This is a genomic window from Streptomyces sp. PA03-3a (assembly GCF_033792735.1).
In the GTDB taxonomy this organism is placed as follows: Bacteria; Actinomycetota; Actinomycetes; order Streptomycetales; family Streptomycetaceae; genus Actinacidiphila.
The window spans coordinates 354,079-376,853 of record NZ_JARAVM010000001.1 but is presented as its reverse complement, the minus strand read 5'-3'; the positions used below and the strand labels follow the sequence as shown (position 1 = coordinate 376,853).

The window sequence follows — 22,775 nt, the reverse complement described above, 5'->3', positions numbered from 1 at the left end:
CCGCACCCCGCCTGCCGGCGGGCGGGGTCAGGGCCAGACCAGGTCGATACGCTCCTGGGCGATCGGGTAGCCGGCCCTGGCGAAGTGGGCTGCCATCGGGGTGTTGGCCTGGTCCGTCCCCGCCACGATGCGGTCCACGCCCTCGCCGGCGAGCTTGTGCGTGGCCTCGACAAGCAGGTCGTAGGCGTATCCGTGGCCGCGGTACTCGGGCACGACGCCGATGTAGCCGATGAGGGGATCCCCGTAGTGGCGGCCGGGGACGCTCAGGCCGACGAGGTCCCCGGCACCGTCGTAGGCCAGACGCCACCACTCGCGCGGGCTCGGCAACCAGCGCAGATAGTCCAGCTCTTCCCGCGCGGCCGCCTCCAGCCCGGACCGGGCGACGGTACGGCGCACATGGGCGTCGAGACTGCCCTGGTGAATGCGGCGGAAGACGTCGAGGATCTCCGCGTCGTCCGGCTCGGGGCGGAACTCGAGCCGGCCCGGACGCGCGGGCACGCCGCATTCCGGCGTCCAGCGGTAGCGGAAGCGCTCGACGAGCGGGGACAGCCCCGCGGCGACGGCCGCGTCGATCCGGGCCCGGGCGTGCTCGCGGACCGCGGGGACGTCACGCCAGCCGGGCGGGAGTTTGAGGGAGTACTCGGCGCGCAGCGGTGAGGTGCGGAGCAGTTCCACGGCCGCACCGGCGTCGGTGAAGTCGAACCAGTCCAGGGCGAGCGGCTTGTCGTCCTGCGGCCCGGCCCACCACGCGGCGCGAGCGACGACGACGCCGTCGCGCAGGGCCACCCAGGTCCACTCTGGGCGGTACTCACCGGCGGCGGCCATCCCGCCGTAGGTGTCGCCGAAGGCGGCGAAACCGACGAGGCCGGGATCGGGCAGGGATTCGAAGAGTGCTTCCTCGCCTGCGGCGAGGGGGCGGATGACCAGATCGGTCACGCGAGGTCCTTCCGGGTGGTGACGCGCTCCCGTTCAGATCCTCGGCGCCCTCGGAACGGGGTGGGAGCACATGAGAGTCGGCTGGCTCACGGTTCCCACCTCCTGTCGCGATCGAGGGCGCGAACGCAGCGTAACAGCCGATCGAATCGCCTGCGACGGTCCCCGACGGCCCGCCGCCGAACGGCGGTTCGGCCGAAGGCACGGCGCACTCGGTCGAGACGCGCGCGGTTCGCCTCCGGCGGCCTCACCCCGCCCGCTGACGAGGCCACTCCCCGCCACGGCGCAGCCGTCGGCACCGCGGTCGGTGGTCCGGAGAGGAAAAGGCGGCCGTCCGGGATCGGACGGCCGCCTTTCATAGCGCGCTCATCGGATGGACGGGGGCTCCAGTCATCGTGGCAGCAAAAACGACGACCCCCGGAACCTGGACATCAGTTGTGTCCCCCCACTGCCTTCCACTCTCCGGGAGATCACCGGCGAGGTGAATCCCGCCTGAACTGGCCGCGCGTCCCCGGAGAAGTACCGGTCGTCGTCCGTGACCGACGGCGGACCGCTTTCCGTCCGGGCGCCGGCACTCCGACCTTCGCCGTCGAAACGGCGGAGATCGGGTGGCGCGCGCGGTCGGTCAGGTGCGCCTCGTGGGCGCGTCACGCCGGTGGAGGGCGAGGGTCCAGGTGTGCACGGTGTACGTGGTGGGCCGGCCCGGCCCGGGTTCGCCGATGACCGCGGTGAGACGCCCGCCGTCGAGGCGCAACTCGCTGATGAGGCCGGACGTGTTGTCGGCGGCGACCGGCAGCAGTTCGGCGAGGACGGTGCCGGCCAGGCTGCGGTCGACGGCCCGGAGCACCCCGGCGTCGAGCACCAGGATCGTGCCGTCCTCCAGCACCACCGGCCGCGGCGCCACCGAGTCCGTGAGCCGTGGGCCGCGCTCGATCACACCGCCCGGCAGCAGGCGCACCACGCGGCTTTCGGTGGGATGCCTCCGGTCGGCCTCGACGACACGGACGCCGGTGCCGACCACGTAGTGGCCGTAGGTGCGCCACGAGTCCACGGTGGCTCCGTCGCGGTCGTGCTGCCAGGTGTCGAAGAAGTCGTAGCCCTCCAGGCCGAGCAGGAAGCGACCGCCGCGCAGCGCGGCGCCGCGCTCCCCGCGCAGTTCGGCGACCAGGGTGCCGTCCGCCAGGTCGAGCAGGAGGGCCGGGCCGAGGAACCCCCACGGCGTGTACTCGAGGGAGTCCGTGGTGACCAGCACCCTGCCCCCGGAGACGTGGGCGGCGTTGGGGCGTCCGTCGAAGGCATGGGTCCAGCGCGTCCGTCCCGAGACGTCGACGCAGCTGACCTCCCCGGTCGCCCCGTGGATGCGCAGGTCGTCGCGCCGCGCCAGCGGCCGTCCGTCGGGCCGCGACAGGTACGGCGGCCGCCCCACCGCACTGTGACGGTCCACCACGGTGACGCGCCACCGGCCGGGCTCCGCCCGCTCGGCGCGACCGCTCCCCTCGGGTATCGGCATGCGCGTGATGGTAGCCGCCGGCGCGGCACCCGCGGGCCGACGGGACCGCCGCGTCCTCCGGCAGCGCGTGCCCGACGGCGTCCGTGCGGGCGTGTGGCGCCGCACCCGGTCCTCCCGGGTGCGGCGCCACACGCCGCCCGCCGTGTTCGCCTACTCGTCGATCGCCGCGCCGAACTGCGCGTCGGCCGTCGGCGCGCCGAGGGTCGCGCCGTTGTACGTCCACGTGCCCTTGGCGACCAGGCCGGAGGACGACGCGGGGACGACCCAGACGAATCCGTCGTTCGTGTTCTCGCCCGGGGCCGCCGCGATGAGGCCGAAACGGCCGTCCTTGTCGGCGTCGATCAGCCGTATCTGGCCGCCCCAGCGGTCGGCGGCCTCCGCCGCGCCCGGGATGCCGGCGGTGTTCTGGTCGAAGCTGCGCGCTCCCGTCGCGGTGAGGCCGCCCCGTGCGCCGCGCAGGGTCCAGACCGCGCCGGCGTCGGCGACGGAGCCGATGTCCTCACCAGGGGCGCCGATGGCGAGGTCGGGGTGGCCGTCGCCGTTGGTGTCGCCGGAGGACAACTCGGCGCCCCAGCGGTCGCCGGCCTCGGCGACACCGGGAACGCCCGCCGAGTCCTGGGTCCACGTCTGCGCCGGGGTCGGGTTCAGGCCCGAGAGGTCGCCCCTGCCGAGGTAGACGGAGACGGATCCGCCGAGCGCGGAGCCGGTGCCCGTGTCGCCGATGGCCAGGTCGTCCTGTCCGTCCTGGTTGAAGTCGCTGGAGACGACCGCGGGCCCGCCCTCGAAGGTACCGCCGTCCGCGAGGTCGTCGATGCCGGGAGCTCCGTGCAGCACCTGGGTGACGCCGACCCCGGGGTGGTCGCCCGTGGTCACCCCGGAGATCGCCAGGTCGGCCCAGGGGTCCTCGTTGTAGTTGCCGTGGCTGAGGCTCCGCAGGGCGAGGCCGGTGTCCTGTGCCGTGCGTTCGAGGGCGCGCACTCCCCGGTCCGCCTGCCGCAGCCGCGGTGCGGCGGCCGCTCCCGGCTCCGCGGTGAAGAACAGCAGGGAGTCGTTCTCCAAGACGGCGATGCTGTCGCGCAGGTTGGCGTCGGGGTCCGAGGGATCCGGGGCGAAGTAGCGTGCGGCTTCGAGGGCACGCCCGAAGTTCGCGCCGGCCCGCGGCTGGTCGGGGTCCTCCAGCCAGAAGCTGTCGCCGCCGTGCAGTCCGGTCGGGGAGCCCCAGAAGACGACCGCGCCGCCGGCGTCGGAGAGCGCGCCGAAGTCCTCGCCGGGGATGCCGACGATCGCGTCGTCGTAGCCGTCGTTGTCCAGGTCTCCGGTGGCGACGGCCCGTCCGAAGCCGTCGCCGGCCTCCGCGGCGCCCGCGACGCCCGAGGTGCTCTGGCTGAGGACGGACCGCTTGGTGGTGCTGAGCCCGCCCGGCCCGCTGTACTGCACGGTGACGTATCCGGCGCCCTTGGCCCCGGACACGGTGGCGCCGGGGGCGCCGATCAGCACATCGTCGTGGCCGTTGCCGTCGAAGTCGCAGTTGCGCTGCTGCCACCCGATCGACGGGAACGGCACCTCCGCCTGTGCGGCGGGTGCCGTGAGCAGGGCACCGCCGCCGAGGGTGAGGAGTGCCGCGGCCATGAGGGCCGCGCTCTTGATGTGACGCACAGAAGAACCTCCTTGGTCTCCTGGGTTGCCCTCGCCGTCCTCCGCGGCCGCGTCGTCAACCGCGGCCGGATGCCTTCCGGCCGGCAACGCCCGGTGTTCCGTCACCCACAAGACACCTGGTGTTCGCGGAGGGTTGTAGCGGCCGTGGGGACCGCTTTCCGGGCCCGGGCCGTCGGCCCGTGGCGCGCGGGACCGCCGGGCGGGCCCTGCCTGCGTCTTTGACCGCGATTTGCCGCCGGGGCCACTGGTGCGGGGCCGCCCTCGGGATTCAGGATGATCCTCATGCCCGAATCCACTGCGTTCCACGACCTGGCGGCGTTCCTCGCGCTGCCCCGCGTCTCCTCGCTCGCGCTGTCACCCGACGGAACCCGTCTGGTGACGGCGGTTCAGGAGCTCTCCGCCGACCGCACCCGGTTCATCGGCGCCCTGTGGGAGGTGGACCCGGCCGGGGAGCGCCCGGCCCGGCGGCTCACCCGCTCCGGGCGCGGCGAGTCCGCACCCCGGTTCCTGCCCGACGGCACCCTGCTGTTCCTGTCCTCACGTCCGGCCGCCGACCCCGGCGAGGGCGAGGAGGACCGGCAGGAGGCGGCGCTGTGGAGCCTGCCGGCGGGCGGCGGCGAGGCGGCACAACTGCTCGCCAGGGCCGGCGGCATCGACGAGTACGCGACGGCCGCCGACTCCTCCCGGATCGCCCTCGGGGCCTCCCTGCTGCCGGGCGCGACGGACGCCGAGCAGGACCAGCGGCTGCGCGAGGCCCGCCGGAAGGCCAAGGTCTCGGCGATCCTGCACGAGTCGGTGCCGGTGCGGCACTGGGACCACGACCTGGGCCCCGGCGTCCCGCACGCGTTCACCGTCGCGGACGCCACCGCGCAGGACCCCGCCGCCACGGACTGCGGCGCGCGCCGCGCCGCCTTCGCCGAGGGCGTCGCGCTCTCCCCCGACGGCTCGCTGGTCGCGTACGCGACGGCGGTGGGCACCCTCCCCGACGAACTCCGCTCCGTGGTCGTCGTCGCGGACGCCGAGACGGGCAAGCCGCTGCGGATGCTGGAGTCCCCCGACGCGGAGTTCGGCGCCCCGGCGTTCACCCCGGACGGCCGGGACCTGGTGTGCGCCCGCCGGCAGCGGGTCACCTGGGACGCCCCCGGTGACGTCACGCTGTGGCTCGCGAGCGCCACGGACGACCGGGACGCCGGGCGCGACCTGCTGCCCGGTTTCGGCCAGTGGCCGGGCGCGCCGGTCGTCTCCCCGGTCCCCGGTGGGGACGGCGCCCCGGTGGTGTACTTCACCGCCGACGAGGGCGGCCACGGCCCGGTCTTCCGGCTCTCCACCGGCAGCGGTGAACTGCTCGCGCTCACCGCCTCCGGTACGTACTCGGACGTGGTGGTCGCCCCGGACGGCGGCACCGTGTACGCGCTGCGCTCCGCGGTCGACAGCCCCCCGCTGCCCGTGCGCCTGGACGCCGCGACCGCCGGGCAGCAGCCCGCTGCGCTCCCCTGCCCCGGGCAGGACACGGCCCTGCCGGGCGGCCTCACCGAGGTGCACGCCACCGCCGACGACGGGACGGCGCTGCGGGCCTGGCTGGTGCTGCCGGAGGGCGCCGGCGCCGACACCCCGGCCCCGCTGCTGCTGTGGGTGCACGGCGGCCCGCAGACCAGCTGGAACGCCTGGCACTGGCGCTGGAACCCGTGGGTGGCGGCAGCCGCGGGCTACGCGGTGCTGCTGCCGGACCCGGCACTGTCCACCGGCTACGGGCAGCACATGCACGAGCGCGGCTGGGCGCACTGGGGCGGCGCGCCGTACGACGACGTCATGGCGCTCACCGACGCCGCGCTGCTGCGGGACGACCTGGACGGCGGGCGCACCGCGATGATGGGCGGGTCGTACGGCGGTTACATGGCCAACTGGATCGCCACGCGCACCGACCGCTTCAAGGCGATCGTCACCCACGCGAGCCTGTGGAACATGTACAGCTTCGCGCAGGTCACCGACTTCCCGGCCTACTGGATGCGGCGGCAGGGCGACCCGCTGGTCACCACCGAGCGGTACGAGCGCGAGTCGCCGCACCTGCGGGCCGCGCAGATCACCACGCCGATGCTGGTGATCCACGGCGACAAGGACTACCGGGTGCCGATCGGCGAGGGCCTGGCGCTCTGGAACGACCTGGCGCGGTTCGGGGTCCCGGCGAAGTTCCTGTACTTCCCGGACGAGGGCCACTGGATCGTCAAGCCCAACAACGTCCGCCTGTGGTACGCCACGGTGCTGGGCTTCCTGGCGCACCACGTCCTGGGCGAGGAGTGGCAGCGCCCGGACCTGGTCTGACGCCGCCCGATCCCACCCGCCCCGCCGGGGCCGGTCCGGTCCGGGCCCCGGCGGCGGCGTCCGGCGCGTCCACGGTCATCCGGCGTGCCGGGCGCCGGTCCGGTCCTTGAGGCGGGGCCGGCCGAATGGACCGCTCAGGTGGAACCGGAGCCCCGGGGTCAGCCCTGGTCTTGGGCGTATTGAGCCGCATGCCACGTGGAGTCGATGGCGGGATTGCGCAGGGTCCCCCAGAAGCGGTCATCAGGGATCGATGGCAGTGGCGTACTGCCCAGGTCCTCGTGCAGATCCGTACGCCAGTCGACAGTGAAGTGGCCGCGGATGCTCGCGCTCTCGCAAACGGACCTGTAGGGCGAGCCCCAGATCCCGTGCACCATCTTCTCCGCAGCCCACCTACGAGGAGCGTCCCGCCGGGTGTTCGCCTGCGCGATCACCGTGCGAAGTCGCAGGCCCAGCGGGTTGGCCTGTTCCGGGCTTGGTGGGGCTTCGCCCCGGTCCAGCGCGTCCAGGACCGACCTGACCTCCGGGTACTTGTTCAGGCCCGTTTCCACAGCCACTCTGCGCAGTTGCTTCCGCGCTGCCATGGCCACCTGTTCACGAGGCAGGATCGCGAGCAGCGCACCGAGTTCCTCAAGCCCGTCGAGGTGGACGACATGCAGAACATCGGTGGGCCTGCAGGACAGGTCCAGCTCCGGCAGTTGCTCGTCCCGTCGGGGAAGGGGGTCGTCGGCGCTGCCCCAGTCCGGTCCGAGGGGCCCGGCCCGCTCCCAGAGCAGTCGGCCGTTGAACGTGACAGCACCCCCGTCCCGGCCGCTTTCAAGCCGGTCGGCAAGCTCTGCGAGATACGCGCCCAGCGAGTCGGCCCGTCCGAAGTCGGTGCCGGTCTCATCGAAGAAGCGTCCGATCGCACCGTAGGAGTCCTGCCCCCGGCGGCAGTCGATCGTGAGACCGTCGGCCGTCACCCCGTAGGAACCGAACTTCAGGTAGGTGTCGAGCCAGTAGTACTCGGCCTCCTCCTCGTCCAGGCCCTCGGCGATGGCGCGCATGAACCTGGTGTCCCCGACGATCTCGCTCACGGAGAGCAGCCGGTCATGCGTGCTGAACTGGAAAGCCTCCGCGCCGTCCAGAGCCCCGTTGTGCCGGAGCAGTGACGCGACCAGATCAGGAGGGAAGGTGACGCCGAGTTCCTCCTCCGCTGCTGCTATCTCCTCATGTTCCGCGGGCGGCCCAAGCGTGGCGAAGGTGCGAGGCGCGTTCTCGCGCAGCCACTCGTCGATGCGGTCCCACGACTCCCGGACCGGGTCTCTTCTCATGAGCTGAGCCTAGAGACGGACACTGACAGCTTGAGCGCCGCCTGCCGGCCACGGTAGCGGGCGACCCGCCGGCCCCGTTCGGTGCCGTGCCCACCAGGTCTCCCGCTCGGCTCGCCGACTCGAAGGCTCAAGCGCCGGGCGAAACGGTAAGTCACAACGAGCGCGCCGGATCGGACGGCGCCCTCTCGGGAGGCCGGCTCCCGTCCCTGGACGGCGTCCCGTCCGGGCCGCGCCGAGGCCCGTCGTCTGCCGAGGGGCCGGGACATGACCGGACAACCGAACCCAGCCGGTCCGAAAGTCACACCAACACCCTTGACACCACCGGTGCCTTGACCCCCTACTAGCCCTTGCAAAGCGAACTTGACAACGTTGTCTAGGCGCAGAAGGGGTGCTCGCGCATATGCAGCAGAGAGCTGCCCGGCACAGATGGAGTTCCTCGGCGGTCGTGTTGGCGACCGCCTTCGCTCTGGCCGCGGCCACGCAGCAAGCGGCGGTCGCCGTTCCCGAAACCAAGCCGCACGTCGACACCTTCGCGTCGTCGTTCGAGTCGGATGATCCGGCGGTCGACTGGCGCAACACGGTGGACACCGCGGCGGACGGGTCCAAGCGGGCCTCGGGGGTGGACGGTGGCTACAGCACCGGCATTCCCGGCAACCTCAACGACCACGTCACCGACATCCGCGCCAACGGCGAGTACGCGGACTCGGGCGAGGTCAAGGAGAACCTCGTCGACGCCGAGCCGGGGACCAAGTGGCTGGTCTTCCAGCCCACCGGCTGGGTGGAGTTCGACCTCGACGGCCCCGCGAAGGTGGTCAACTACGCGCTGACGTCCGCCAACGACGCCGCGGAACGCGACCCGCGGGACTGGACCCTGCAGGGTTCCACCGACGGCAAGGACTGGAAGACCCTGGACACCCGCTCCGGCGAGTCCTTCCCCGAGCGGTTCCAGACGAAGTCGTACGACCTCGCCGAGCCCGCCGAGTACCAGCACTTCCGGATCGACATCACCAGGAACAACGGCGCCTCGGGCATCACGCAGCTCGCCGACCTGCAGCTGTCGACGGGCAGCAGCGGCGACCCCGTGCCGCAGGACATGCTCACGCTCGTCGACCGCGGCCCGAGCGGCTCCCCGACGGCGAAGTCGGGCGCCGGCTTCACCGGTACGCGGGCGCTGCGGTACGCGGGCCGTCACACCGGCGAAGGCCGGGCGTACTCGTACAACAAGGTCTTCGACGTCGACGTGCCCGTCCGCCGGGACACCGCGCTGTCGTACCGGATCTACCCCTCGATGGCGGACGGCGACCGCGACTACGACGCCACCAACGTCTCCGTCGACCTGGTCTTCACCGACGGCACCTACCTCAGCCGCCTGGGCGCCACCGACCAGCACGGCTTCGCCCTCACCCCGCAGGGGCAGGGCGCGGCCAAGATCCTCTACGTGAACCAGTGGAACGACGTCTCCTCGCGGATCGGATCGGTCGCCGCCGGCAAGACCGTCGACCGCATCCTGGTGGCGTACGACTCCCCCAAGGGCCCGGCGAAGTTCCGCGGCTGGCTGGACGACGTGGCGCTGAAGCCGCTGCCGCCGCAGAAGCCGAAGGCGCACAAGTCGGACTACGCGCTGACGACCCGCGGCACCAACTCCAGCGGCAGCTTCTCGCGCGGCAACAACTTCCCGGCGACGGCCGTCCCGCACGGCTTCAACTTCTGGACGCCGGTGACCAACGCGGGCACCCTCAACTGGCTGTACGACTACGCCAAGGCGAACAACTCGGACAACCTGCCCACCATCCAGGCGTTCAGCGCCAGCCACGAGCCCAGCCCCTGGATGGGCGACCGGCAGACCTTCCAGGTGATGCCGTCCGCCGCCTCCGGCACCCCGGACACGGCGCGCGGCGCCCGGGCGCTGCCCTTCCGGCACGAGAACGAGACCGCCCGCCCCTACTACTACGGGGTGAAGTTCGAGAACGGCCTCAAGACGGAGATGGCGCCGACCGACCACGCGGCGGTGCTGCGCTTCACCTACCCCGGTGCCGACGCGAGCGTGCTCTTCGACAACGTCACCGAGCAGGCGGGCCTGACGCTCGACAAGGACACCGGCACCTTCACCGGCTACTCCGACGTGAAGTCCGGGCTGTCCACCGGCGCCACCCGCCTGTTCCTGTACGGCGAGTTCGACGCCCCCGTCACCGAGGGCACGTCGAGCGGCGTGAAGGGCTACCTGCGCTTCGACGCGGGCGAGGACCGCACGGTGTCGCTGCGCCTGGCCACCTCGCTGATCAGCATCGACCAGGCGAAGGACAACCTGCGCCAGGAGATACCGGACGGCACCTCCTTCGAGACGGTGAAGTCGCGCGCGCAGAGGCAGTGGGACAAGCTGCTGGGCCGCGTCGAGGTGGAGGGCGCCACGCCGGACCAGCTGACGACGCTCTACTCCAGCCTGTACCGGCTGTACCTGTACCCGAACTCGGGCTTCGAGAAGGTCGGTTCGAAGTACCAGTACGCGTCGCCGTTCTCCGCGATGCCCGGCCCCGACACCCCGACCCACACCGGGGCGAAGATCGTGGACGGCAAGGTCTACGTCAACAACGGCTTCTGGGACACCTACCGGACCACGTGGCCCGCGTACTCGTTCCTGACGCCAAGCCAGGCCGGCGAGATGGTCGACGGCTTCGTGCAGCAGTACAAGGACGGCGGCTGGACCTCGCGCTGGTCGTCGCCCGGCTACGCGGACCTGATGACGGGCACGTCCTCGGACGTGGCCTTCGCCGACGCCTACGTCAAGGGCGTGGACTTCGACGCCGAGGCGGCGTACGACGCGGCCGTGAAGAACGCGACGGTCGTCCCGCCGCAGTCGGGCGTGGGCCGCAAGGGCATGGCCACCTCGCCCTTCCTCGGCTACACGAGCACCGACACCCACGAGGGCCTGTCGTGGGCGCTGGAGGGGTACCTCAACGACTACGGCATCGCCCAGATGGGCAAGACCCTCTACGCGAAGACCGGCAAGAAGCGCTACAAGGAGGAGTCCGAGTACTTCCTCAACCGCGCGCAGGACTACGTCAACCTCTTCGACTCGAAGGCCGGCTTCTTCCAGGGGCGTGACACCCAGGGGAACTGGCGGGTCGACTCCGCGAAGTACGACCCGCGGGTGTGGGGTTACGACTACACCGAGACCAACGGCTGGGGCTACGCCTTCACCGCTCCGCAGGACAGCCGCGGTCTGGCCAACCTGTACGGCGGCCGGGACGGCCTGGCGAAGAAGCTCGACGAGTACTTCGCCACCCCGGAGACCGCCTCGCCGGAGTTCGTGGGCTCCTACGGGGGCGTCATCCACGAGATGACGGAGGCGCGGGACGTGCGGATGGGCATGTACGGGCACTCCAACCAGGTGGCCCACCACGTGACGTACATGTACGACGCGGCCGGGCGCCCCTGGGAGACGCAGAAGAACGTCCGCGAGGTGCTCTCCCGCCTCTACACCGGCAGCGACATCGGGCAGGGCTACCACGGCGACGAGGACAACGGCGAGCAGTCGGCCTGGTTCCTCTTCTCCTCGCTCGGCTTCTACCCGCTGGTGATGGGCAGCGGCGAGTACGCCGTCGGCTCCCCGTTGTTCACCAAGGCGACCGTCCACCTGGAGAACGGCAAGGACCTGGTCGTCAAGGCACCGAAGAACAGCACGCGCAACGTGTACGTGCAGGGGCTCAAGGTCAACGGCCGCTCCTGGAAGTCCACCTCGCTGCCGCACTCGCTGCTCGCCAAGGGCGGCGTGCTGGAGTTCGACATGGGCCCGAAGCCCTCGTCCTGGGGCACCGGCAAGAACGCGGCGCCGGTGTCGATCACCCAGGACGACAAGGCTCCCGCGCCCCGCGCGGACGTCATCAAGGGCGACGGCGCGCTGTTCGACAACACCTCGGCGACGGACGCCGCGGTCACGACCGTGGACCTTCCGGTGGAGGGACGCACCAAGGCCGTCCAGTACACGCTGACCTCGTCGGCGGACCGCGCCAAGGCGCCCACCGGCTGGACGCTGCAGGGCTCCTCGGACGGCAGGCACTGGAAGACCCTCGACAAGCGCTCCGGTGAGTCCTTCACCTGGGACCGCCAGACCCGGGCCTTCTCGGTCGCCGCACCGGGCGCTTACGCCCGGTACCGCCTGGTCCTGGACGCCGAGTCGACCCTGGCGGAGGTGGAGTTGCTCGGCTGATCCACATCCATGGCGAAGGGGCGGGCGCGGAGTGGACTCCGCGCCCGCCCTCGTCGTTCCCCGCGGGTCGGCGGCCGGGGCGGCGACGACGGAGTCGAGCACATCCCACATAACAGTCGATCGCCGCAATGCGGGGCCTCCCCTGAATTCACATCAGACATCGCGCACCTTTGCGCCATCCGGCACAACAATCGGGAATCCGGAATTACTCAGCACATGAACCGTCGCCAACAGGTTTCGCGAATGTTAAGAAATCCCGCCGCCATGCACGAGTGAGTCAGCGGCGTGCGTCCGCCGATCGCCCTCCGTTCGAGGGCGACAGTGAGTCAGGTGGCCGTTCATCGGCACTGGGCTCGCAACTCTTCCTGCATCAGACCGTGTTCGCTTGCGGAACAAGGCCTGTGCATGCCTCTCCGGCTCTGGACGGCAACGCCCACGCCCGGGGAAACCCGGCGAATAGCGGTCGACAGCCGCACCGAAGCTAGCGGCAATTGAGCGCGAATTCAAGCACTTTACATCCGCGCTCCATCGGTGATCAAATTCGGGGCAATCAGCAAACCCAGGAGGGTACGTGCGGCTTCCTATATCCCGAAGATTTGCGGTGCCGCTTGCAGCGGCTGTGGTCGCCGGCCTGACAGCCGCTCCGGCGGCGTCCAGTGCCTCGGCCTCACAGCCCCTGCACGGCGCCGCGGCCGGACAGGGCGACTCGCAGCGCAAGCCGGTCTCGGTCACGTTGATCACCGGCGACAAGGTGAAGGCCTTTCAGGGACCGCGCGGCGCGGTGTCGGTGGAAGACGTGCAGCGCGCGGCAGGAGCCCGAGGGTCGGTCCGTGTCGCTGTCGAGAACGGCGACACCTACGTGTATCCCGATCAGGCCATGGCCTACATCGCGACCGGTCGGCTCGACAGGCAGCTCTTCAACATCACGCAGCTGGTGGCACAGGGCTACGACGACGCCCACATCGGCGCACTCCCCCTGATCATCACCCAGTCCGGCGGCGCGACCGCTCGCAAGAGCGGTGCCGGCGAGGACGCGCCGCCGTCCGGTGCGGCTCTGCCGGGGGCGACGGCCACGCTGGAACTTCCCTCCATCAAGGGAGCGGCCGTCAGGGCCCAGCGGTCGAAGGCCGCCACCTTCTGGAACGCGCTCACCGACGTGGCCGGGCAGGACTCCGCCGGGTCGGCGGCCCGGACCGCCAAGAGCCCGGACGATGCGGACGCCCCCACATTCGCCGCCGGCGTCGACGAGGTGTGGCTCGACGCCAAGGCGAAGGCGACCATGGCGGAGACCAACGCGCAGATCGGCACCCCCCAGGTGTGGAAGGCCGGTGGCACGGGAGCCGGAGTCCGGGTCGCCGTTCTGGACAGCGGAGTGGACCCCACCCACCCGGACCTGCTCAAGCGCGTCGTGGCGTCCCGCAGTTTCGTAGAGGGCCAGGAGGTGCTCGACCGCAACGGCCACGGCACCCACACCTCCTCCACCGTCGCCGGGACCGGCGCCGCCTCCGGCGGGAAGGAACAGGGAGTCGCCCCGGGCGCCGACCTGATCGTGGGCAAGGTCCTGGGCGACGACAACACGGGTTACAACTCGGGGATCATCGCCGGCATGGAATGGGCGGCTCGGACCGAGCACGCCAAGGTGATCAACATGAGCCTGGGCACGGCGGCGTGGCACACCCAGGACGATCCGGTGAGCCAGGCGGTCAACAAGCTGAGTGCCGAGACGGGCGCGCTGTTCGTCATCGCCGCGGGCAACGCGGGTAACAGTCCCTACAGCGTGAGTGCGCCGGGCACCGCGGACGCCGCCCTGACCGTCGGCTCGGTGGACTCCTCCGACGTCCTCGCCTGGAACTCCGGCGCCGGACCCCGGCTGAAGGACGACGGCCTCAAGCCGGACCTGACCGCGCCGGGCATCGACGTGCTCGCCGCACGCTCGCAGTACATGACGGAGGGCGAGGGCTACTACATCACCGCGAGTGGCACCTCCATGGCGGCGCCCCATGTGACCGGGGCGGCTGCCCTGCTGGCCCAGAAGCACCCGGGGTGGACGGGGCGGCAGATCAAGGACGCGCTGATGAGCACCAGCGCGCCGACCCCCGCCTACACCCCCTATCAGGCCGGCGCCGGCCGCCTGGACGTCGCCGCCGCCTACCTGCGGGACCAGGTCCTGGCGACCGGATCCGTGGACATGGGACTCGTGCGCTGGAGCAAGGACCAGAAGCGGACTCCGGTCAAGCGGAAGATCACCTACACCAACACCACGGAACACGCGATCACGTTGCGACTCGCGGTGGACCGCGGTGCGTCGCCCGCGGGGGTGTTCACACTGGCCGCCGACCGCGTCACGGTCCCGGCCCGGGGCACTGCGGCGGTCGAGCTCGTCGCGGACCCGAAGGGGCTCGCGGCAGGCCAGTACGCCGCCCACGTCACCGCGCGTTCCACTGCCGGCGGCGTGCGCACGGCCGTGGGGATGTCCGTCGAGTCCGAGAAGTACGACCTGACGGTCCGCCTGAAGGACAAGGCCGGCAAGCCCGTCAGCGGCGAGGTCGAGATCACCGGCGCCGACGGGGCGACCTCCGTCATGTGGGCCCCGGACGGCAGGCTCACCAGCCGCTGGGCCCCCGGTTCCTACACCGTCGTCTCCACCCTCGACGTCGAAGGACGCAACGGCCCGCACTCGCTGGGCTACGCCGTACTGACCGCGCCCGAGGTCGACCTCAGGTCCGACCGTGAGGTGGAACTGGACGCGTCGGGCATCCGCCAGGTGAAGGTGGACACGCCCAAGCCCACAGCCGTCACCACCAGCAGGATCGACCTGTACCGCTCCTTCACCTCGTCGCAGCCCACGCCCATGGACAGTCAGGCGCTGCACGAGATCATCATGCTCTCGCCCGAGTACGACAGCCTGTGGGCGCTTCCCACCAAGGGCAAGGTGAAGAAGGGCAGCTTCGTCTTCACCACCAGGATCCGCGCCAAGCAGACACCGCTGAAGATCACCTACGGCGGGCGCAGCCTCGACGACACCGTACTCGTGCAGCCGGGTTCCGCTCCCTTCCAGGACGGCACTTCGCACGTCGAGGCCGTGTTCGCAGGCACCGGCAGGCCCGCCGACTACGCCGGCCTGTCGGCCCGCGGCAAGGCCGTGGTCGTCCGCGCCGACGCGTGGGTGGCCCCCGCGGACCGGGCGGCGGCCGCCCGCGCCGCGGGAGCGGCGATGCTCCTGGTGGTCAACAACGCCGACGGCCGGCTGAGCGACTGGTACGGCAACCAGGACGGCACGGCCGGGCCCATTCCGGTCGCCTCGCTCACCGTCGACGAGGGCGCGGACCTGATCAGGAGGATCACGGCCCCGGGGAGGACCACGCTGGCGATCGAGGCCCATCCTTCTCCGCGGTACCTGTACGACCTGGCCGACTACCACCACGGCGGCATACCGGACGACCCCTCCGCGGCGACGGACCCCGGCAGTCTCGCGCGGATCGACAACGTCTTCACCTCGCCCACCGGGGGGCAGATCAAGGAGAGCCGAGAGGACAGCCCCTCGTACGAGCACTGGCCGGCCGCCTACCCCTACGCCAATCAGCCCGGGATGACGCGCGTACCGCCGTTCCCGCGGGAACCGGTTGCACCAGGCCCCCGCACCGACTGGGTGTCCGCGGGCGACGGCGTGAAATGGCAGCAGTACGCCGGCGTCGCCGACGGCTTGTCCGCCTTCACCGACATCGTCGGCTACCGGCCGGGCAGCGTGCAGAGCGAGCACTGGTTCGGCCCCCTCATCCGGCCGCGCCTGCTCAGCTTCCAGCTTCCCCACCGAGTCGGCGACGTCATCGCGGGAACGATCACCGCCTTCGGTGACGGAGGATCCGCCCACAGTGGTGACACCGGTCTGATGTCACGCGACTTCGCCCTCTACCAGGGAGACAGGAAGCTGCTGCAGGGCGGCCCGTTCCCTGACTTCGGAGTGGGCGACCTGGCCCCCGGGAAGGTTCCTTACCGGCTCGTGGTCGAGGCGCAGGGGAACACCGACGTCACCCCCTACTCCACCACCACGCACACCGAGTGGACCTTCCAGTCCGGCACAGCGGACAACCAGGCCCTCCCCCTGGTCCAACTCGACTACGGAACGGAGGTGGACCTCGCCGGCCGGGCGAAGCGCACGTCGGTGTTCTCCGTCAAGCCCGTGGTCCCCGCCGGCGGCGCCAAGGACGCGGTCTCCTCGGTCAGGCTCGAGGTGTCCTACGACGACGGGGCCTCCTGGCGTACGCAGGACCTGAAGGCTGCCAACGGCACCTGGCAGGCGCGGCTCCACGCGCCGGCCGGCGCGGACTACGTGTCCGTCCGGGTCACCGCCAAGCAGCTCAACGGCGGCGGCGTCACCCAGACCGTCAACCGGGCCTTCGGCCTGAAGTAGCGTCCGCGTGCGAAAGGCCGCCCGACGCCCTGCGCGTCGGGCGGCCCACCGGTTCCCGGGGAAGCGTGCCGTCCGCCGTGCCTGCGTCAGGAGGCGGCGGACATGGGCGGGGTCTTGTCTCCGTAGATCCAGCTCCGGATGTAGGGGGCCAGGTCACGACCGGAGACCTCGTCGGCCACGTCGATGAAGTCCTGCGTCGAGGCCGCCTTGTGGCGGTACCTCTCGAAGAACGCCCGCTCGATGGCCCGGAAGGCGGCGTCGCCGACCTTCAGCCGGAGCCCGTGGAGCATGAGAAAGCCCGGGGCGTTGGTGCTGCCGAGGACGTCGAGGGGGTCCTTCAGCCTTCCGGGAGGACCGGTGATGCCGCGGTTGTCCTCGTCGTACACGTAGGCGCGCCGGACCGCCTCGGCGTAGGGCTCGAGACCGAGCATGTCCTTGTAGCGGAGGGTGTAGTAGGTCGCGTGGCCCTCGCTGATCCACATGTCGTCCCAGCTCTTCTCCGAGACGGCGTCGCCGAAATACTGGTGGACGAGTTCGTGCACCATGGTGGGTGTCTCCTCCGGCTTGGTCAGCCCCGCCTCCGCACTGAACGTGGACAGGCCCGCCGACTCGAACGCCGCCGCGTATCCGCCCTTCACCCCCAGCACGCCGTAGGCCTCGTAGGGGTACGCGGCGCCGATCTCCCGCTCCACCCACGCGATCTGCGACGGGACGAGGTCGACGAACGGCTTGGCCCTGTCGTAGGAGCCGGTCGTGACATGGCTGTTCAGCGGCAGGCCGTGGGGCCCGGTCTGCCGTATCCGCTTGAAGTGGCCCACGGCCACCTGCACCACCTGGGTGGGGATGGGGTCGCGGGTGCCGTAGACGTACGTCGTGCGCCCCGCGGACGCGGTGCGGGAGCGGAGGGTCCCGTTGGCGGCGACCTGCAGGCCGTTCGGCACGGTGACGCGGAAGGTGGCCTTGGCCTTGTCCGCCGGGTAGTCGTTCATCGGGAAGAACATGTGGGCCCGGTCGGGCTGGCCGAAGAGCGCGAACCCGTCGTCCTTGTTGTACCAGGCGTCGAGGTTCGACGGACTCCCGGGCGACGCGGGAGAGGGTATCCGGGCGGCCCGGTCGGTCGTGAAGCGGATGTCGACACGGAAGCGCGCCCGCTTGCGTATCGGATACCGCGGAGTGATGAGGAGCTTCTCTCCGCGCACGGCGAAGCGGGCCGGCAGGCCGTCCACCGCCACGGTGTGCACGGTCTGCCCCGCGGAGTCCAGGCTGAAGGCCGACAGTTCCTGCGTGGCCGACGCGCTGATGCGCACCGCGGAGCGCATCGTGGTCGAGGCCGGCCGGTAGTCGAATGACACGTCGTAGGACTCGACGTCGTAGCCGCCGTTGCCGAGGTATGGGAAGAGACGATCACCCGCGCTCTCGGCCCCCGGCCGGGCATCACCCGGCGCGGTGGCGTCGGCGCTCGCGGGCGCCGACGCGCCCAGGGCCAGGGCCGCCGTCACAGCGGTCGCCGTCAACGCCGAAGTCTTCCTTCGCACATCGTCTCCTTGCCGGCCGGGCGCACGGGACGCGCCTCGACGCTCGGATGCTCAGGCGGCGCCGGTCGGCGCCGCGGTCGGCATCCACTGTGGAAGGTGCGTGCGTCGTCTCTGTTGCGATACGGCATGCGCTGACGCGCAAACCCGTCTCCCGCGGGCATCGGAGCACCGACCTGGGCCGGTCCTCACCGGCGGTCCGCGTGTCCACCGGCCCGCAACGACGGCGTGGGACGGGGCGGCACCCCGGCACGCCCGGCACCGGAGCACCGGGGTACCGCCCCGTGCCGTCAGGGCGCCAGCAGGTTCAGCCAGGACCCGGTCCGGACGGTGCCGTCCGCGGGCAGGCCTCGGGCGGACTGGAACGAGCGCACCGCGGCGTCCGTCGCCGTGCCGAAGACGCCGTCCACGGTCAGTCCCGCTCCGCGGCTGTTCAGCAGGTACTGCACGGCGGAGACCGCGGGACCCGAGTCGCCCTGCCCCAGCCCCACGAGGACCAGCGGCTGCCAGGTCGCGGGATCCACGACGCCGTTCGAGGGCAGACCGCGCGCGGTCTGGAAGGAGCGGACCCCGGCGGCGGTCGTGATGCCGAAGACACCGTCCACGGCGAGCCCTATCCCGCGGGCGTTCAGCAGGTACTGCAGCGCCCTGACGCGGGTGCCGCTCTGGCCCTGCTGCAGCAGGGGCCAGTCGGGCGCGGGCGTGCCGGCGCCGGTGGGCAGCGCGAAGGGCAGCGGGAGCAGCAGTTGGGTGTTGCGGGCGGCGGGCGCACCTCGCCGCAGGTCGATACCGCGGCCGACGGACTGGATGTCGTTGGCGGCGAGTTCGCGTGCCAGGGAGGCGAGAGCGGCGGGGGTGCCGGTGTCCCCGCCGAACGACAGCGGCGCGTCGGCGTCGACCATGGTGGTGAAGATCGACAGGTAGCCGCCGCCCTCGGCGATCTCGACGATCCGGGACTGCACGGGCCAGTCGATGTGCGAGGCCGTGTTCACCTCCCAGAAGCCGCGGCTGAGCGCGGAGGTCCAGGCGGGCTTGTGCGCGGTGATGTTGTTGGTGTGCGTGTGGCCGTCCACCATCAGCACGACGTTCGGGAAGCGCAGCAGCTTGTCGCGCAGGTCGGCGCCGCTGTAGGGCGAGTCGTCGTCGGTGTTGTCCATCGAGTCGAGCGTGTGGTGGCAGCAGACGACGATCAGTTTGTCCTTGACCCCGGGCTGGGTGACGACGGTGCCGGGACCCGTGCCGTTGGCGCGGTCCGTCTCGTAGCGGGAGCTGTTCGCCCTGAGCTGCGCGTCCAGCCACTCCCACTGCGCCTCGTCGAGGGCGCCGTTCGCGCCGCCGCTCGCGTTGGTGGTGTCGAGCACGAGCACCTGGACGAGGTCGGAGGGCCCGGAGGGTATGGCGTAGTAGGCCCGGTCGCTGCCGGAGGTGAAGCCGTGCCCCGCCGGGGCACCGGTGGTGCGGAAGTGCTCGGCGACGAACTCGCGCCGCTCCAGCAGGCGTCGCGCGGGGTCGGCGGTGACCTTCTCGGTGTCGAGGGTGAAGTCGCCGGTGATGATGTCCGTCAGCAGCTCGATGTAGTAGGCGGGCCCGTTGTCGAAGACGTCGGGGACGCCCTCGATCTGGGTGATCTTCGTGGAGCCGGTGGCGATGCTCTTGAGGGGGTCGAACGGCAGGACGTCCGGTGCGACGTTGCCCTGGACGAGGCCGTCGTGGTTGCCGTAGGCGGCGTACCAGGGCATGCGCAGCCCGCCCGCGGTGAACGGCCTGCGGGCGGCGGTGAGCAGGCCGGCCACGAGGGGGAAGCCGGCCAGCTCGTTGTTGTCGGCGGGGCTCTGCCGGGCCTGCGGGTGCCAGTAGTGGACGTCGTCGCCGAACCGCCCGCTGCCGACGCTCTCGTCGAGGGCGGGGTTGCCGGAGTCGGGGGTGACGGTGTTGCCGTCCAGCAGGTCGATGTACCAGCGGGTCTCGTTGTACTGGCAGTTGTCGACGGCGTCACCGGTGACGACGGTGAAGGCCAGCGGCGCGCCGGTCCGCGGCCCGCGGCCGATCTGCCGGACGGCGCGGCACATCGCGTCGGTCGTCTGGGTCGACAGGAACTCGTGCGCCCGGTAGGCGGACTCGGTGGGGTAGGAGTTGTAGTGCGGTGGGCCGTAGTCGGCCAGCCGGTCGAGGCACTCGACGCGCAGCGGTGACTGGTCGTCGACGATGTGCAGGTCGGACATCTGGGCGAAGGCGATCAGCGACCGGGTCACCGTGGGCGCGGTGACGTTGGCCAGGTCCTTGCGGACGAGGTGGGGTTCGCCGGGCCCCGCGACGATCCCGCGGTAGCCGGATCCGAGGTCCGGGCCGCGCAGCAGCGTGCGGTCCAGGGTCGACAGGCCCGGTACGGAACCGTCGGCGGCGGTGGTCCGTGGGGCGGCGGCCGCGAGGCCGGCGAGGCCGCCCGGGGCGACGGCGGCGGTCACCACGCTCACGGCGGTCGCCATCAGCATTCTTCGGCGCGTCAGAGACATTCCGCATCCTGTTCGGTCGTCAGCCGCCGTGCGCGGGCAGCACGGCATGGCGAGGGGGGACGAGGGAGGCGCGCGAACCACCCGGCCGTGGAGCGCGGGACCGGGCCCGCCAAGCCTGGCAAAGGGAGGGTCCGGTCCGCAAGGAGTGGTACAGCCACTCATCCACTTTGTCTCTCCTCCACCTTCCGGTGATGACGGGCGACGGCGGCGTACGGCAACGACGCGACCCCGTACGGGCCTTGGGGCGTGGCCGTACGGGGTCGCCGGAGGGAGCCGGACGGGGCCGGCCCCGCGGGGTGCGGGAGGGCGGGCGGTCAGCTGTTGGCGTTCAGGACGGGGTAGTAACCGCTCGCGTGGCCCTTGGCGGTGGGGTGGTAGGACTCCCAGCTCGGCGAGACCACCAGGGAGTGCAACCAGTCGTCGCCGGAGCACAGTTCATGGCCGTTGAAGGTCCCCCGGACGTCCCCGAAGACGAAGCCGTGGGCGGCGGCCCGGGCGGCGATGACACCGTCGAGGACGTCCGCGGCCTCGTCGATCTTGCGGTGCTTGGTGTCGGACAGGCCGACGCACAGGACGTTCAGGGTGTACACGCGGGGGTAGCCGAGGACGACGACCTTGGCGTTGGGGGCCTTGGCGCGGATCGCGTTGTAGGTGGCGTCCAGCCGGGCGGGCAGGGTGTTGCGGGCGTAGTTCTCCGCCTGGTTGACCCGGTTGACGCAGTCGGTGTCGGAGCCGATCACACAGGTCGTCATGACGTCGGAGAAGCCCGCGTCGTTGCCCCCGACGGTCAGGGAGACCAGACCCGTGGCGGAGTTCAGCGGGCCGAGCTGGTTGTTGGTCACGTCCGTGGTCACCGCACCCGAGCAGGAGGTGTCGGCGAACGACGAGGGGGCGTGGGCGTTCTTCCAGAGGTACGGGTACGCGCTGAGACTCCGGTGGCAACTGCCGCTCGCGCTGTCGTAGTTGCCCGCGCCGTTGCCGGCGGCGTACGAGTCCCCCAGCGCGACGTAGGCGGGTCCGGCGGCGTGTGCCGGGGTGGTCCACAACAGGCCGAGGGCCAAGGTGACGATCAGGGTGGTCAGGGCCGACAACGACGTGGTGCGTCTCACGGAACCTCCCTGGGCGGAGAGTTGACCACCACTTGGTAGCCCCGGAACCGGCCTGAAGGGAAGTGTTCATGACAATGAAATGTTAAAATTTCTTCGCGCGTAGATCCCGCGTTCGCCTCACCGCCGCCTCCGGGCCGGGCGGGCGCCGGGCGGTCGATGGCAGGATGCTTGCGGTGGTGGCCGGCCGCGCCACCGGGCGGGAGAACCGGAGGAGGCCCGTTGAACCGCGGGAAGAACCATCGCGTCGTCGTGCTCGTGCTGGAGGGCGCCAAGCCGCTGGACGTCGGGATCCCGGCGCAGGTGTTCTCCAGCCGGCCGAGCATGCCCTACGAGGTGCGGGTGTGCGGCGCCGCACCCGGGCTGGTGACGGGCGGCGACGGGCTGTCGTACCACGTGGCGGAGGGCCTGGAGGCCTTCGAGGACGCCGACACCGTCTTCATCCCCGGCTACCGGGAGCCCGCGGGCACCGCACCTGCGGCGTCCGTCGTCGGCGCGCTGATGGCGGCCCACGAACGCGGGACCCGCCTCGCGGCCATCTCCACGGGGGCGTTCGCGCTGGCGGCGACCGGCCTGCTCGACGGCAAAAGGGCCACGACCCACTGGCACTACACCAAGGCCCTCGCCGAGCGGCATCCCCTGGTACGGGTGGACGAGAACGTGCTGTTCGTGGACGAGGGCGACGTGCTCACCTCGGCCGGAGCGGCGTCCGGCATCGACCTGTGCCTGCACCTGGTGCGACGCGACCACGGCGTCGGCCTGTCCAACCACGTGGCACGGCGACTGGTGGCGGCGCCCTACCGCAGCGGGGGCCAGGCGCAGTACGTCCCCCGGAGCGTGCCCGAGCCGCTCGGCGACCTGTTCGCGGGCACCCGCGAGTGGGCGCTGGCGCACCTCGCCGAACCACTCACGCTCGACACCCTCGCCCGCAACGCCCGGGTGTCGGCGCGCACCTTCTCCCGGCGGTTCGTGGAGGACACCGGCTACACGCCGATGCAGTGGGTGCTCCGCGCCCGCGTCGACCTCGCCCGCGAACTGCTGGAACGCACCGACCTGGGCGTGGAGCAGATCGCCGACCGCGTCGGCCTCGGCACCGGCGCGAATCTGCGCCTGCACTTCCACCGCATCCTCGGCACCTCCCCCACCGAGTACCGGAACACCTTCTCCGCCTGAGTGGCGGGATCCTTGCGGACGATGGCGAAACCTCTGGCGAGATCCTTGCGCACACTGTCGTTCAGGCCACTGCCGCAGAGGCGCACCGCCGCGGAGCATGGAGAC

Annotated in this window: 11 protein-coding genes; 4 read left to right on the top strand and 7 right to left on the bottom strand. The window is 71.4% G+C overall.

The window, feature by feature from the left end:
• Positions 1-27 precede the first annotated feature (27 nt).
• From PV342_RS01665 to PV342_RS01655, 3 genes are all read right to left on the bottom strand, one after another.
• Positions 28-936, bottom strand: a complete 909-nt coding sequence (locus tag PV342_RS01665) for a GNAT family N-acetyltransferase (RefSeq protein ID WP_500315633.1) — start codon at positions 934-936, stop codon at positions 28-30.
• Positions 937-1,558: 622 nt separating this feature from the next.
• Positions 1,559-2,443, bottom strand: coding sequence for a hypothetical protein (locus PV342_RS01660; protein WP_500315632.1), 885 nt, complete (start codon positions 2,441-2,443; stop codon positions 1,559-1,561).
• A gap of 150 nt (positions 2,444-2,593) precedes the next feature.
• The gene (locus PV342_RS01655; protein ID WP_500315631.1) at positions 2,594-4,099 is read right to left on the bottom strand and encodes an esterase; all 1,506 of its coding nucleotides are present in this window, start codon (positions 4,097-4,099) and stop codon (positions 2,594-2,596) included.
• A 282-nt stretch (positions 4,100-4,381) separates the two neighbouring features.
• On the opposite strand from PV342_RS01655, the gene PV342_RS01650 reads away from it, so the two are divergent.
• Positions 4,382-6,418, top strand: a complete 2,037-nt coding sequence (locus PV342_RS01650; RefSeq protein WP_500315630.1) for a S9 family peptidase — start codon at positions 4,382-4,384, stop codon at positions 6,416-6,418.
• A gap of 158 nt (positions 6,419-6,576) precedes the next feature.
• Here PV342_RS01650 and PV342_RS01645 read toward each other — a convergent pair whose 3' ends face one another.
• Complete coding sequence (locus PV342_RS01645) at positions 6,577-7,728, bottom strand: SMI1/KNR4 family protein (RefSeq protein ID WP_500315629.1); 1,152 nt, start codon at positions 7,726-7,728, stop codon at positions 6,577-6,579.
• A 400-nt stretch (positions 7,729-8,128) separates the two neighbouring features.
• Between PV342_RS01645 and PV342_RS01640 the strand changes: the two genes are divergently transcribed.
• Positions 8,129-11,935 (top strand): GH92 family glycosyl hydrolase, encoded by a 3,807-nt coding sequence (locus PV342_RS01640; protein ID WP_500315628.1) that lies wholly within the window; start codon positions 8,129-8,131, stop codon positions 11,933-11,935.
• Between the two features lie 601 nt (positions 11,936-12,536).
• Complete coding sequence (locus PV342_RS01635) at positions 12,537-16,346, top strand: S8 family serine peptidase (RefSeq protein WP_500315627.1); 3,810 nt, start codon at positions 12,537-12,539, stop codon at positions 16,344-16,346.
• 86 nt (positions 16,347-16,432) lie between these two features.
• Here the strand turns inward: PV342_RS01635 and PV342_RS01630 are convergent, their stop codons facing one another.
• From PV342_RS01630 to PV342_RS01620, 3 genes are all read right to left on the bottom strand, one after another.
• Positions 16,433-17,860, bottom strand: a complete 1,428-nt coding sequence (locus PV342_RS01630; protein WP_500315626.1) for a M1 family metallopeptidase — start codon at positions 17,858-17,860, stop codon at positions 16,433-16,435.
• Positions 17,861-18,168: 308 nt separating this feature from the next.
• Complete coding sequence (locus PV342_RS01625; protein ID WP_500315625.1) at positions 18,169-20,364, bottom strand: TIGR03767 family metallophosphoesterase; 2,196 nt, start codon at positions 20,362-20,364, stop codon at positions 18,169-18,171.
• Between the two features lie 341 nt (positions 20,365-20,705).
• On the bottom strand, positions 20,706-21,500 hold the full coding sequence (locus PV342_RS01620) for an SGNH/GDSL hydrolase family protein (protein WP_037731958.1): 795 nt from the start codon (positions 21,498-21,500) through the stop codon (positions 20,706-20,708).
• Positions 21,501-21,719: 219 nt separating this feature from the next.
• Here PV342_RS01620 and PV342_RS01615 point away from each other — a divergent pair, with 219 nt between their 5' ends.
• Entirely contained in the window at positions 21,720-22,670 is a 951-nt protein-coding gene (locus tag PV342_RS01615) for a GlxA family transcriptional regulator (protein WP_400796769.1), read from the top strand.
• Positions 22,671-22,775: the final 105 nt, after the last annotated feature.

Bases quoted from the DNA above. Each gene is read 5' to 3' on its own strand.
- PV342_RS01625 (WP_500315625.1), bottom strand. From the start codon at position 20,364: ATGGCGACCGCCGTGAGCGTGGTGACCGCCGCCGTCGCCCCGGGCGGC.
- PV342_RS01660 (WP_500315632.1), bottom strand. From the start codon at position 2,443: ATGCCGATACCCGAGGGGAGCGGTCGCGCCGAGCGGGCGGAGCCCGGC.
- PV342_RS01650 (WP_500315630.1), top strand. From the start codon at position 4,382: ATGCCCGAATCCACTGCGTTCCACGACCTGGCGGCGTTCCTCGCGCTG.
- PV342_RS01640 (WP_500315628.1), top strand. From the start codon at position 8,129: ATGCAGCAGAGAGCTGCCCGGCACAGATGGAGTTCCTCGGCGGTCGTG.
- PV342_RS01645 (WP_500315629.1), bottom strand. From the start codon at position 7,728: ATGAGAAGAGACCCGGTCCGGGAGTCGTGGGACCGCATCGACGAGTGG.